Here is an 11980-nt window from a genome sequence, read left to right as displayed (position 1 = left end):
CCGGGGGGTGGGCCTTGCTGCGGCGTGCCGTGCTGCGGGCCGCCGGGGCCGTTCGACGTGCCGGGAGCAGCCCAGCCTGGACCGCCGACGCCGGGCCCACCGGGTCCGCCGGGTCCGGCCGCGCCGGAACCACCGACGCCAGGCCCGCCGGGTCCAGCCGCGCCGGGACCGCCGAGTCCGCCCTGACCACCAGGCCCGGTAGCGCCGGAACCACCGATGCCAGGCCCACCGGGTCCAGCCGCGCCAGGCCCGCCGGGTCCAGCCGCGCCGGGACCGCCGAGTCCGCCCTGGCCACCAGATCCGGCCACGCCAGGGCCACCAAGACCACCCTGGCCACCTTGGCCGGACCACCCGGCGTTCCCGGCACCCTGGCTGTGCGCGGCGTCCACGCCACCTGGTCCGGACCACGCGGCCATCGCGCCGCTCTGGCTGCTCGCGCCGTCCATGCCGCCTTGCCCCGGAGCACCCGGAGCGCCCTGACCGGGCCCCGGCTGGCCGACTCCCGGCTGGCCGTAGCCCGGGGGCGGCTGCTGTCCCCCGTACGGCTGCATGGCGGCCATCTCGCCCGGCGCCGCGGCGGCCGGGAGCGTGCCCGGCGGCCCGGGCGGAGTGTCCGAAGTGGCCAGTGGCCCGAGCGCGGTCCGCGCGGCGGCGACCATCGCGACGCAGTTCGGGTAGCGGTCGGCCGGGCTCTTGGCCATGCCCTTGCGGACGACGTCGTCGACCGCGGCGGGCAGCGCCACCACGCGCGAAACCGACGGGGGCTCGCCGTTGAGGTGGCCCTTGATCACGGTCGGCACATCGCCCTTGAACGGCGGGCTGCCGGTGAGGCAGGCGAACAGCACGCAGGTCAGCGCGTACTGGTCGGTGCGCCCGTCCAGCGGCTCCCCGCGCAGGTGTTCGGGCGCGGCGTAGGTGGGCGAGCCGAGGAAGTCGCCGCCGCGGGTGCGGTGGCCGGTGGCGCCGCGGCGGGTCAGGCCGAAGTCGGCCACGTAGACGTGCTCGCGCGAGGTCTCGCGGCTGGTGACGAGGACGTTGGCGGGCTTGACGTCGAGGTGGACCAGACCACGGTTGTGCAGGGTGTCGAGGGCGTCCGCGACCTGGTCGAGCAGGGACAGCGCCCGCGCGGGCGCGATCGGGCCGCCGGAGATCAGGCCGGCCAGGTCGCCGCCGTCGACCATGCGCATGGCGATGTAGAGCATGCCGTCGAGCTCGCCGAAGTCGTACAGCGGCACGATGTTGGCGTGGTCGATGGCGGAGGTGTTGCGGGCTTCGTCGACAAAGCGCTCGCGGAATTCGGCGTCGGCGCCGAGGTGGTCACCGATGATCTTCAGCGCCACTTTGCGGCCCAGGCGCACGTCCGTGGCCTTGTAGGTCACGCTCATGCCGCCCTTGCCGAGCACCGAGTCGATGCGGTAGTTGCCCAGCCGTCGACCGGTGAGGTCCCCCGACACGTCGCCTGTCACGCTGCGCAGCTTAACGCCCGGGAATCCGCAGCCACCCCCGGTTCGCCCAACTGGTCAGGAGCCCGGATTCAAGACACCTTCCGGACGTCCGCGGCCTGACTGCGGCCGTCGCGGCCGGACTGGACCTCGAACTCCACGCGATCGCCTTCGTCGAGCGTGCGGAAACCGTCGGCCTGGATCGCCGAGTAGTGCACGAAGACGTCCGGGCCTTCAGTGGATTCGATGAATCCGTAGCCCTTTTCCGAGTTGAACCATTTGACGGTGCCGACAGCCACGGCGCCCTCCCTGTGGACAAGATCCGCTGCCCCGGTAGCGGCTGGAAGTGCAGTTCACGCTACCGGAATTACGGTCTTCGGCAATGGGCAATCCGACGGCCCGTCAGGCGTGCGAAACCCGCCGGTTCCTGGCTTGCACCAGCACGGTGCCGGGTCCCGCGAAGTCCAGGACCAGCCCTTCCCCGGTCTTGAGCGACTGCGGCCCGCTCGGGTCGACCGCGCGCAGCCGGCACTGCAGGGTGTCCGGGTACGCCAGCACGTAATCGGGCCGGACGGTGACCATCTCGCCCGCGGACAGCTTGAACGAGTCCACCGGGCCGGGCGCGGTGAGCACGAGCGGGCCGGTGCCGCTGTAGTGGTCGAGGAATCCCGAGTCGGCGCCGAAGAGCTGCTGCAACGGCGCCCAGGTCTGGTCGTGGCGCACCGACGCGGGGCGCGCGAGCACGGCGCCGCGGTGCACCGACCAGCCGGTGGCGCCGGTCAGCTCGAGGGGGTAGACGTCGCCGGGCCCGATCGGCGCGAGGTCGACCCAGCCGCCCTCGGCGGGCGCGGTGAACAGCGAAAGTCCCGGTTTGCGCGCGCCGCCGCGCGAGGGCGCGGACTCGGTCACGCCGAAGCTGGTCGCCAGCATCGTGTCGCCCGCCGACTGCACGGCTTCGCCCGGCGCCAGCAGGACGCGGGCGACGCCGAAGTTGGGGGTGTGCCTGGTGTGGACGCGCATGTCAGGAGCGGGAAGGCTGGTGGGAGAAGGGCCCGGGGCCGTTCATGGTTCCGCCCGGGGCCGGCGGCCGGAGGGTCACGCCGCAGCCGGTCGCCATCGTCGCGCCGGACTCGACCTGTGCCGGCTCCCCTGGCGCCGGCGTCAACCGCGCCACCGCGAACGACGGCCGGTGGCGGACCGAAACCTGCATGATCACTCCCCTGATCCCTGACTCCTGCCGCGGGAGAGTGTTGCACGGCCGCCGCGGCAAGGGAGGATGGTCCGCGTGATCTCCGTCGACTCCTATCGCGGCACCGTCTCCGACCTGCTCGGACGCGCGCCTGTGACCACCGTCCCGCTGGCCGGGGCAGCCGGTCTCGTCCTGGCCCAAGACGTGCACGCGGGGGTGTCGCTGCCGCCGTTCGACAACTCCGCGATGGACGGCTACGCGGTGCGCGCGGCCGACATCGCCGGGGCGAGCGTGGCGCGGCCCGCGACGCTCCCGGTGGCCGACGACATCCCGGCCGGCCGCGTGGACGTCGCCCCGCTGGAGCCGGGCACGGTGCACCGGATCATGACCGGTGCGCCGCTGCCGCCCGGCGCGGACGCGGTGGTGATGGTGGAGGACACCGACGGCGGCACGTCGTCGGTGGTGATCTCGGCGGCGCCGGCCGCGGGCACGCACGTGCGGCGCACCGGCGAAGACGTCGTGAAGGGGACTCTCGCGCTGCACGCGGGGACGGTGCTCGGCCACTCGCAGCTGGGCCTGGCCGCGGCCGTGGGGCTGGCCGAGCTGGCGGTGTACCGGCCGCTGTCGGTGCTGGTGGTGTCGACCGGCACGGAGCTGGTCGAGGCACCGAACCCGTTGCGGCACGGGCAGATCTACGAGTCCAACAGCGTGATGCTGGCGGCCGCCCTGCGCGGGCTGGGCTGCCGGGTGGACGTGGTGCGCAGTGTGGTGGACGACGTGGCGGAGTTCCGCGCGGTCATCGAGCCGAAGCTGGCCGAGGCCGACTTGCTGGTGACGTCCGGCGGGGTGTCCGCGGGCGCGTACGAAGTGGTGAAGGACGCGCTGACCGGCCAGGGCGTGGAATTCCGGAAGGTCGCGATGCAGCCCGGCGGGCCGCAGGGCTGCGGGCGCTGGAACGGCGTGCCGGTCGTGACGCTGCCCGGGAATCCGGTGAGCGTGCTGGTGTCGTTCGAGGCGTTCCTCCGCCCGGCCCTGTTGTCGGCGATGGGCCACACGGACGTCGACCGCCGCCGGGTCCGCGCGCGGCTCACCGAGCCGATGTCCTCGCCCGCCGCCCGCCGCCAGTTCCGCCGCGGCTTCTACACGCCCACCGAAGGCGAGGTCACCGGCCAGGTCGGCCCGCGCGGCGGCCCCGGCTCGCACCTGCTCGCGGCGTTCACCCAGGCGAACTGCCTGATCGTGCTGCCGGAGGACGTCACCGAGGTGGCCGAGGGCGACGAGGTGGACGTGCTGCTGCTCTAGCGTCTACACCAGGTCGCGTTCTCCTTGGCGCTGCGGGAAATCCCGCAGCGGGCGCACCGGGCTGAAGACCGGGATCGCGAGCGCGGCCAGCTGCACGGCGCCCATCACGACCATCGTCTCCCGCACGCCGAGGGTCTGCCCGAGGATCCCGCCGAGCAGCCCGCCCAGCGGGATCGTGCCGTAGTTGACCACGGCGGAGCACGCGGTGATCCGGCCGAACAGCTCGGGCGGGCAGTAGCCCTGGCGGAAGGCGCCGGCGACCACATTGGACCCGACGAGCCCGCCACTGACCGCGACTCCGGCCACCACGAAGCAGAGGAGGCCGCCCGCCGGGCCGATCAGCATCGCGGGGGCGGCGAAGGCCTCGCAGAGCAGAAACGCCCGCGCCGTGCCGAACCGCGTGGCCAGCCGCCCGATCAGTAGTGCGCCGACGACGCCGCCCACCTCGGCGACCGCCAGCACGAGGCCGATGGTGCCCGGCCCGGCGTCGAGGTCACGCGCGAGGAAGACGACCTGGATCGAGGCGTACCCGTCGAGCGCGAGGTTGGACACCGCGCCGAACGCCACGAGCGTCCGCAGGTACGGATCCGCGGCGACGAACCGCAGTCCCTCCGCGACCTGGGTCCGCAGCCGGACCCGTGCCGCGGCAGCGGGTTTCGCCTCCCGCTGCCGGATCGCCCGCAGGCACAGCGCGGAAACCCCGAAGCTGACGGCGTCGGCCAGAATCCCGCTCACCGGACCGAAGACCGCCGCCAGCACCCCGGCCAGCCCGGGCCCGCCGACCTGCGCGGCCGACTCGCTGCCCTGCAACCGGGTGTTGGCCGCGAGCAGGTGCTCCCGCTCGACGAGCACCGGCAGATAACTGCGATAGGCAACGGAGAAGAAGACCTTCGCGGTGCCCGCCGCCAGCGCGACCCCGAGCAGGTACGGCACCGAGAGCACCCCGGCCAGCTGCGCGAGCGGGACACTCGCGAACACGACCATGGAGACGGTGTTGCAGGCCGCCATCACCGGCCGCTTCGGCGCCAGCGCAGCCCCCGCCCATCCTCCGGGGGACGGCCCTTGTCCAGTCTATCGGTGCCCACCGACGAAAAGGCCCAGCTCGCCGAGTTGTCCACAGCACCACCGCGATGTGGACAACTCGGCAAGAGCGCGCGGCTCAGCCGAAAGTCCGCGCTGGCGCGAGGAACCGACCGGCGCGGATCTGCCCACCGGCCCACAGCAGCCGGAAATCCCGTCCCAGCCGACGAGTCACGGCTGGGCGGGAAAGCCGCGGGCGAAGAGGAACGCCGGGCGACGCTCAACGCCATCTTCGGGCAAGTCGCGTTCGGAGTACTCCGAGAAGAGCGCGATCACCCGCGAGTTCAGCTCGTCCAGCTCCGCGGCGGACAGCCGGGCCCAGGTTTCGTTGTCGAACCACGAATCGCGCCACTGCGGGGCCTCGGTCTCCATCGCGGCGAGCCACGTGCGCGCGAGGGAGGCCTGCCGGTCGAGGCTCAGGGTCTCCGCGGCGTCGGCGACGGGGTCACCGACGAAATCCTCCGACGACCACGACAGGGCGCGCGAACGCCGTCGCCACCAGCGCTCGCGACGATCGCGCGCCAGCTCGGGCGCCTCTTCCACCAGCGACGCGCCCGCCAGCACCTTCAAGTGGTGGCTGATGTTCCCCACCGCCTGGCCGGTCTTCTCCGCGAGCACGGACGCCGTCGCCGGGCCGTCGAGCTTCAGGATGTCGAGCAGGCGGCGGCGCAGCGGGTGCGACATCGCCGCCAGCACCCGGGAGTCGCGGATCTCGTGGACTTCGCGTTCGGCCATACGCACAAGACTAGTTGCACAATTACTCTTGTACAATATCTCTTGAGCAAACCGAGCCCCGGTATCCTGGCCGCCATGGGCTTCTTCACCTGGATCATCTTCGGCGCGCTCGTCGGCTGGATCGCGAACATCGTGGTCGGCGGCGCGGACCGGCGCCGGCAAGGCTGCCTGGTCAGCGTGCTGGTCGGGGTGCTGGGCGCGGCCCTCGGCGGCTTCGTCTACCAGCTCGCCACCGGCGAGCACCAGCGGTTCGGGTTCGACTTCCCCAGCTTCGGCGTCGCCATCCTCGGCGCGATCGTGCTGCTGGCGATCCTGCGCCTGGTCAGCGCCGCGGGCCGCCATCGTGACCGTGACCGTTTGTAACGGTTTGCCGACGATCGGTCAGCAAACGCCGTGAACCACTAAGCTGAGTCGTTCCGCACGCGGGTGCATGCGTCGTCGGGGGATGCATGCACCCGCGCTGCGTGGCGCAGGACCAGCACCGCCCGGGCCGGGTCGACGAGCATCGGCAGCGGTACCGAGGCGACGTCCCGGCGCCAGGCGCACAACAGCTCCGTCAGCGAATCCGGAACGCTCATCGTCACCTCGGCAGGTCGGCCCGGGGACCAGCCCCGAGCGGCGTCAACTACCGAGAGTTATCGAGAATTTCCACTGAACGTTAGCGGATTGTGGTCGCTCCCACCCGTGGCGGGGAAACCCTTGCGGGGGGTCCGGCACCTCGCCCACCAGGGGCGGGCGTGTCCGCCCGCCGACGAGCGGTAGCGTGGTGAAGCCCGAATCGGACGTATCCCGTCCCTTCCCTCCCTCCGATGACGAACAGCGGGGAAACCGACCCATGAGCGGCAAGCCCACCGGCAACCCCCTCGCGCACGCAGTCCAGCTGGCCCGGGAAACCGTGCCGCCGATGCACCCGGCGGGCCGCCCGTTCGTCTTCGGCGGCCTCGCGGCGACGCTGGTGCTGCGCCGGTTCTCCAAGCGCCTCGGCGTCGTCGGCGCGCTCGCCACCGCGGCCACCGCCGCGTTCTTCCGCGAGCCGAAGCGGGTGCCGCCCGCGCGCGACAACGTCGCCGTTGCCTCCGCCGACGGACTCGTCTCCCTGCTCGAAGAGGCCGTGCCGCCGCCCGAGCTGGGCCTGCCCGCCGAGCCGCGGATGCGCGTGAGCGTGTTCCTCTCGGTGTTCGACGTGCACGTCCAGCGCGCGCCGGCCACCGGGGTGATCGAGAAGGTGGCCTACCGGCCCGGCAAGTTCCTGTCCGCGGACCTGGACAAGGCGAGCGAGGACAACGAGCGCAACTCCGTGCTGATGCGCACCGCCGACGGCCACGAGCTCGTCGTCGTGCAGATCGCCGGGCTGGTCGCGCGCCGCATCCTGTGCGAGATCCGCGAGGGTGACAAGGTGGCCGCCGCCGACACCTACGGCATCATCCGGTTCGGCTCCCGCGTCGACCTGTACCTGCCGCCCGGCAGCCGCGTCCTGGTCTCGAAGGGCCAGCGCACGGTCGGCGGCGAGACAGTGATCGCCGAACTCCCCGCGCTTGGAGAAGGCTGACCATGGTCCGCGTGACCACCCCGGGCATCCGGCTGCTGCCGAACGCCATCACCGTGCTCGCCTTGTGCGCCGGGCTTTCCTCGGTGCAGTTCGCGCTCACGAACAACTACGCCATGGCGATCGCCTCGATCGGCATCGCCGCCGTGCTGGACAGCCTCGACGGCCGCATCGCGCGCCTGCTCGACGCCACGTCGAAAATGGGCGCGGAACTCGACTCGCTGTCCGACGGCATCTCGTTCGGCGTCGCGCCCGCGCTGGTGCTGTACGTGTGGCAGTCCGGCGGCGACCGCATCGGCTGGGTCGCGTCGCTGATCTTCGCGGTCTGCATGATCCTGCGGCTCGCGCGCTTCAACACCCTGCTCGACGACACCGACCAGCCGGCCTACGCGGGCGAGTTCTTCGTCGGCGTGCCCGCCCCGGCCGGCGGCCTGGTCGCGATGCTGCCGCTGATCATGACGCTGCAGTGGGGCCAGGGCTGGTGGTCGCAGCAGTACGTGGTGCTGGCGTGGACGATCGCCGTCGCCGTGCTGCTGATCAGCCGCATCCCGACGCTGTCGCTGAAGACCGTGAAGGCACCCGCCAAGGCGATCGCGCCGCTGCTGGTCGGCGTCGGGCTGCTGGCCGCGGCGATCATCCAGTTCCCGCTGGTGGCGCTGGCCGCCGCGCTGGTGCTGTACCTGCTGCACATCCCGTACGCGGTCTACCGGAACCGCTGGCTCGCCGCGCACCCCGAGGCCTGGACGGTCCCGCCGCGCGAACGCCGCGCCATCCGCCGTGCCCGCAGCCAGCGACGGCTCCGGCTGCGCCCGGCCTCCCGCCGGGTCGCGGGGGCCGCCATGCGCGCCGTTCGCTTGCCCCGCAACGGTTCCGACTTCGTCCGGGCCACCCGCGCCCACCGCGATCGCGACCACGGCACCACCACCGGCGCTGGCCCGGGCTCCGGTCCCGCCCAGCGCCGCCGGAGCTGGCGGCGGATCGGGATCCGGCGCAAGTAACCGCTCACCGCGCCGCGGAAACCCGCAATCCGGCCACCAGCAAGGCAAGCTGCGCCTGGAAGTCCTGCACGCAGTCCACTGACCGCAGGGCGGGCAGGACCCGCAGCAGGTTCGGGTGCTCACGCGGGTCGACCATGCGCGAGAACCAGTCGTCGACCGGTTCTTCGCGTTCGGCCGGGGTGCCGGCCAGCCCGACGGAGTCCGCGAGGGCCGCGCCGAACGTCAGTCCCATCAGCGAGCGGTAGCCGCGGGCGGCGGCGGCCTCGTCCAGCCCGCCGTCGAGCAGGGCGCCCACCAGCGCGTCGATCACCCGCAGCGCGCCCGGCGAACGCGGGTTCGCCTCCTCCGCCGCCAGCGTCCGCACCACGGCCGGATGCCGCGTGAACGCCGTGTACAGCCCCTCCGCGAGGTGCCGGACGCGTGTCTCCCAGCCCCAGCCCTCGTCCGGCAGCGGCACGGATTCGAAGACGTGCGCGGTGATCCCGTCGAGCAGATCGCCCTTGTTCTTGACGTGGTTGTACAGCGACATCGCCTCGACGCCCAGCTCCGCCGCCAGCTTGCGCATCGACAGCGCGCCCATGCCGTGCTCGTCCACCAGGCGCAGGGCCGCTTCCAGCACCTTCTCGCGTGTCAGCGTCTCCCGGACCACGTCGGCCAGCGTAGCTTACGTCGTAAGTACTTACGGTGTACGCTTACGTCGTAAGTATCAGCTCCGGAGGGAACCCATGGACACCGAGACGCTGCTCACCACCACCCGCTCCGTCCGGCGGAAGCTGGACCTCGACCGGCCCGTGGCCCACGAGGTCATCGCGGACTGCCTGCGCGTCGCCCAGCAGGCGCCGGCCGCGGGCGGGCTGCTCACCGCGCAGCGCTGGATCGCCGTCACCGACCCGGCGATCCGGGCCGGGATCGCCCCGCTCGTCCAGCGGTCCGCGCACGCCGCCTGGGCGCACTACGCCGACCAGGTCGACAGCCGCATGTTCGTGTCGGCCCGGCACCTGGTCGACCACATCGGCCAGGTGCCCGCGCTGGTGATCCCGTGCATGCCCGGCCGTCCGCCGTCTTCACCGGCCGAGCAGTCGGCGTACTACGGCTCGATCTACCCGGCGGTCTGGAGCTTCCAGCTCGCGTTGCGGACCCGGGGGCTGGCCAGCTCGATGTGCTCGTACCACGTCGTGGACCACGAGGAGGACGTCGCGAAGCTGCTCGGCATCCCCGAGGGCTTCACGCAGATCGGCCTCATCGCGGTGGCCTACTCGAAGCAGGCCGAGTTCTCGCCCGCGCCCCGGCCGCCGGTCGAAGAGATCCTGTCGTTCGACGCCTGGGCGGGCCCGCGTCGCTAGGGTGAGCAGCGTGAGCGACCCCCAGATCACGCTGACCGTCCGGCACACGCCGTCCGCGCTCGACTCCCGGCGAGGGGTGGTGCGGCTGCACCCGGAGGTGCTCGACGCGCTGGGCCTGCGTGCCTGGGACGCCGTGCACCTCACCGGGGCCCGCCGGAGCGCCGCGCTGGCGGCGCCGTCCGACGAGGAGGGCACCCCCGGCGTGGTGCTGACCGACGACGTCACGATGTCGAACCTCGGCATCACCGAGGGCGCCGAGATCGTCGTCGCGCCGGCCGACGTGGCCGCGGCGAAGACGGTGACGGTCGCGGGCTCCCGGCTGGCCAGCGCGTCGGTGCCGCCGCAGACCCTGCGGCTGGCGCTGACCGGCAAGGTGGTCACCCTCGGCGACGCGGTTTCCCTGCTGCCGCAAGACCTTTCCCCGGTTCCGGGGGCGGACGTCATCGCCGTGCGCGGCCAGCTCTCCCGCGCGATCGGCGCCACCTGGACCAACGAGCTGCTCACGGTCACGGCCACCGAGCCGGCCGGCGTGGTCGCGATCGGGCCGTCCACTGTGGTCAGCTGGCGGGGCGGGGCGCGCACCGGCGAGCCGGCCGGCGGCGAGCCCTCGACGCGCAGCGCGACGGCGCTGGTCCGCAGCACGGCCGTGACCGCGGCCGAGGACTACATCGACGCGGAGGTCATCGAGGAGGTGGTGGTCGCCGAGTCCGTGGAGGCGGCCGAACCGGTGCCGCCGGTGACCGACCTGGTCGGCGCGGAAAGCGCGGCCCGCAAGCTCGCCGAGTGGTTCGACCTGGCGTTCCACCGCCCGGAGCTGCTCGCGCGGCTCGGCACCACAGCCCACCTCGGAGTGCTGCTGTCCGGGCCGGAAGGCGTCGGGAAGGCGTCGCTCGTACGGTCCGTGGCCAAGGCCGAGAAGGTGCGCGTGGTGTCGCTGGCCGCGCCGAACATCGCCGTGCTGGAGCCGAATGCCGCGCACGCCCGCCTGAAAGAGGCGATCACCCGCGCGACCGACGGCGACGGGCCGGCCGTGCTGCTGATCAACGACGTCGACGCGCTGCTGCCCGCCACCCAGCCGCCGCCCGTGGCCACCGTCCTGCTGGAGGAGCTGCGCACGGCGCTGCGTCACGAGGGCCTGGCCCTGGTGGCGACGACCCAGCGCGCCGAGTCCGCCGACCCCCGGCTGCGCACCACGGAGCTGCTCGACCGCGAGCTGGGCCTGCCGCTGCCCGACGCGAAGACCCGCACCGAGCTGCTGCGGATCCTGCTGCGTGACGTGCCGGTGGAACCGGGCGCCGACCTGGGCGTGCTCGCCGAGCGGACGCCCGGGTTCGTCGCCGCGGACCTGATCGCGCTGCGCCGGGACGCGGCGCTGCGGGCCGCGCTGCGCCAGCGTGAGGCCGAGGAGCCGCGCATCGCCCAGCAGGACCTGCTCGACGCGCTGGCCACCGTCCGGCCGATCTCACTGTCCACTTCGGACAACCTGGCCACCGGCGGGCTGACGCTCGACGACGTCGGCAACATGGTGGACGTCAAGCAGTCGCTGACCGAGACGGTGCTGTGGCCGCTGCGCTACCCGGACTCGTTCGCACGGCTGGGCGTCGACCCGCCGCGCGGTGTGCTGCTCTACGGGCCTCCCGGCGGCGGCAAGACCTTCCTCGTGCGCGCGCTGGCCGGCACCGGCGCGCTGAACGTCTTCGCGATCAAGGGCGCCGAGCTGCTGGACAAGTGGGTCGGCGAGTCGGAGCGCGCGGTGCGCGACCTGTTCCGGCGGGCCGCCGACGCCGCGCCGTCGCTGATCTTCCTGGACGAGATCGACGCGCTCGCGCCGCGGCGCGGCCAGTCCTCGGACTCCGGCGTGGCCGACCGCGTGGTCGCCGCCCTGCTCACCGAGCTGGACGGGGTGGAGCCGATGCGCGAGGTCGTGGTGCTGGGCGCCACCAACCGGCCCGAGCTGGTGGACCCCGCGCTGTTGCGGCCCGGGCGGCTGGAACGGCGCGTCTACGTGCCGCCGCCGGACGCCGGATCGCGGGCCGCCATCCTGATCGCCACCTCGAAGAACACCCCGCTGGCGTCCGATGTGGACCTCAAGGGGCTGGCGTCCACCCTGGACGGTTACTCCGCGGCCGACTGCGCCGCCCTGATCCGCGAGGCCGCGCTCACCGCGATGCGCGAGTCGCTGGAGGCCCGTGAGGTGACCTCCGCGCACCTGGCCAAGGCCCGCGAGGCCGTGCGGCCGTCGCTGGATCCCGCGCAGCTGGCCACGCTGGAGGCGTACGCCCAGGCGCAGCAGGAACGCTGAATAGGGGGCCGCCCGGCTGGGTGGCCCCCTTTTCACGTTCGCG

General features: G+C 73.0%; 12 protein-coding genes and 1 pseudogene. 6 read left to right on the top strand and 7 right to left on the bottom strand.

The window, feature by feature from the left end; all coding sequences use genetic code 11:
• Positions 1 to 587 precede the first annotated feature (587 nt).
• The 3 genes and pseudogenes from BMY97_RS48390 to BMY97_RS14235 form a co-directional block, all read right to left on the bottom strand.
• A pseudogene (locus tag BMY97_RS48390) lies at positions 588 to 1466 on the bottom strand (serine/threonine-protein kinase); the annotation flags it as partial.
• 68 nt (positions 1467 to 1534) lie between these two features.
• The gene (locus BMY97_RS14240) at positions 1535 to 1741 is read right to left on the bottom strand and encodes a cold-shock protein (protein WP_005164266.1); all 207 of its coding nucleotides are present in this window, start codon (positions 1739 to 1741) and stop codon (positions 1535 to 1537) included.
• A 103-nt stretch (positions 1742 to 1844) separates the two neighbouring features.
• Complete coding sequence (locus BMY97_RS14235) at positions 1845 to 2462, bottom strand: AIM24 family protein (protein ID WP_091617281.1); 618 nt, start codon at positions 2460 to 2462, stop codon at positions 1845 to 1847.
• A gap of 265 nt (positions 2463 to 2727) precedes the next feature.
• Between BMY97_RS14235 and moeA the strand changes: the two genes are divergently transcribed.
• On the top strand, positions 2728 to 3933 hold the full coding sequence (moeA, locus tag BMY97_RS14225) for a molybdopterin molybdotransferase MoeA (RefSeq protein ID WP_091617513.1): 1206 nt from the start codon (positions 2728 to 2730) through the stop codon (positions 3931 to 3933).
• A 3-nt stretch (positions 3934 to 3936) separates the two neighbouring features.
• Here the strand turns inward: moeA and BMY97_RS14220 are convergent, their stop codons facing one another.
• Both BMY97_RS14220 and BMY97_RS14215 read right to left on the bottom strand, forming a co-directional pair.
• Entirely contained in the window at positions 3937 to 4941 is a 1005-nt protein-coding gene (locus BMY97_RS14220) for an MFS transporter (RefSeq protein ID WP_091617514.1), read from the bottom strand.
• 243 nt (positions 4942 to 5184) lie between these two features.
• Positions 5185 to 5748 carry a helix-turn-helix domain-containing protein gene (locus BMY97_RS14215; protein ID WP_091617280.1) on the bottom strand — a complete coding sequence of 188 codons (564 nt, stop codon included), beginning with the start codon at positions 5746 to 5748 and terminating at the stop codon, positions 5185 to 5187.
• Positions 5749 to 5823: 75 nt separating this feature from the next.
• On the opposite strand from BMY97_RS14215, the gene BMY97_RS14210 reads away from it, so the two are divergent.
• Positions 5824 to 6111 carry a GlsB/YeaQ/YmgE family stress response membrane protein gene (locus tag BMY97_RS14210; protein WP_091617279.1) on the top strand — a complete coding sequence of 96 codons (288 nt, stop codon included), beginning with the start codon at positions 5824 to 5826 and terminating at the stop codon, positions 6109 to 6111.
• Between the two features lie 38 nt (positions 6112 to 6149).
• Here the strand turns inward: BMY97_RS14210 and BMY97_RS47020 are convergent, their stop codons facing one another.
• Positions 6150 to 6326, bottom strand: a complete 177-nt coding sequence (locus BMY97_RS47020; RefSeq protein ID WP_177231338.1) for a hypothetical protein — start codon at positions 6324 to 6326, stop codon at positions 6150 to 6152.
• A 257-nt stretch (positions 6327 to 6583) separates the two neighbouring features.
• Between BMY97_RS47020 and BMY97_RS14205 the strand changes: the two genes are divergently transcribed.
• Together BMY97_RS14205 and pssA are read left to right on the top strand one after the other, a co-directional pair.
• The gene (locus BMY97_RS14205) at positions 6584 to 7297 is read left to right on the top strand and encodes a phosphatidylserine decarboxylase (protein ID WP_091617278.1); all 714 of its coding nucleotides are present in this window, start codon (positions 6584 to 6586) and stop codon (positions 7295 to 7297) included.
• 2 nt (positions 7298 to 7299) lie between these two features.
• A complete protein-coding gene (gene pssA / locus BMY97_RS14200) occupies positions 7300 to 8292 on the top strand; it encodes a CDP-diacylglycerol--serine O-phosphatidyltransferase (protein WP_091617277.1) in 993 nt (330 codons plus the stop codon).
• 4 nt (positions 8293 to 8296) lie between these two features.
• Here the strand turns inward: pssA and BMY97_RS14195 are convergent, their stop codons facing one another.
• The gene (locus BMY97_RS14195; RefSeq protein WP_091617276.1) at positions 8297 to 8941 is read right to left on the bottom strand and encodes a TetR/AcrR family transcriptional regulator C-terminal domain-containing protein; all 645 of its coding nucleotides are present in this window, start codon (positions 8939 to 8941) and stop codon (positions 8297 to 8299) included.
• A gap of 76 nt (positions 8942 to 9017) precedes the next feature.
• Here BMY97_RS14195 and BMY97_RS14190 point away from each other — a divergent pair, with 76 nt between their 5' ends.
• A complete protein-coding gene (locus tag BMY97_RS14190; RefSeq protein ID WP_091617275.1) occupies positions 9018 to 9635 on the top strand; it encodes a nitroreductase family protein in 618 nt (205 codons plus the stop codon).
• 10 nt (positions 9636 to 9645) lie between these two features.
• Complete coding sequence (locus BMY97_RS14185; RefSeq protein WP_091617512.1) at positions 9646 to 11937, top strand: AAA family ATPase; 2292 nt, start codon at positions 9646 to 9648, stop codon at positions 11935 to 11937.
• The last annotated feature ends 43 nt before the right edge of the window (positions 11938 to 11980 follow it).

This window comes from Amycolatopsis saalfeldensis, from assembly GCF_900110575.1.
Lineage (GTDB): Bacteria > Actinomycetota > Actinomycetes > Mycobacteriales > Pseudonocardiaceae > Amycolatopsis > Amycolatopsis saalfeldensis.
The sequence above is the reverse complement of the archived record's forward strand: the minus strand, read 5'-3'. Positions and strand labels throughout refer to the sequence as shown.

What these genes read in the sequence shown, in the direction of transcription:
- BMY97_RS14235 (WP_091617281.1), bottom strand. Translation starts at nt 2,462, where the DNA reads ATGCGCGTCCACACCAGGCACACCCCCAACTTCGGCGTCGCCCGCGTC.
- BMY97_RS14220 (WP_091617514.1), bottom strand. Translation starts at nt 4,941, where the DNA reads ATGGCGGCCTGCAACACCGTCTCCATGGTCGTGTTCGCGAGTGTCCCG.
- BMY97_RS14215 (WP_091617280.1), bottom strand. Translation starts at nt 5,748, where the DNA reads ATGGCCGAACGCGAAGTCCACGAGATCCGCGACTCCCGGGTGCTGGCG.
- BMY97_RS14210 (WP_091617279.1), top strand. Translation starts at nt 5,824, where the DNA reads ATGGGCTTCTTCACCTGGATCATCTTCGGCGCGCTCGTCGGCTGGATC.
- BMY97_RS47020 (WP_177231338.1), bottom strand. Translation starts at nt 6,326, where the DNA reads ATGAGCGTTCCGGATTCGCTGACGGAGCTGTTGTGCGCCTGGCGCCGG.
- BMY97_RS14205 (WP_091617278.1), top strand. Translation starts at nt 6,584, where the DNA reads ATGAGCGGCAAGCCCACCGGCAACCCCCTCGCGCACGCAGTCCAGCTG.
- pssA (WP_091617277.1), top strand. Translation starts at nt 7,300, where the DNA reads ATGGTCCGCGTGACCACCCCGGGCATCCGGCTGCTGCCGAACGCCATC.
- BMY97_RS14190 (WP_091617275.1), top strand. Translation starts at nt 9,018, where the DNA reads ATGGACACCGAGACGCTGCTCACCACCACCCGCTCCGTCCGGCGGAAG.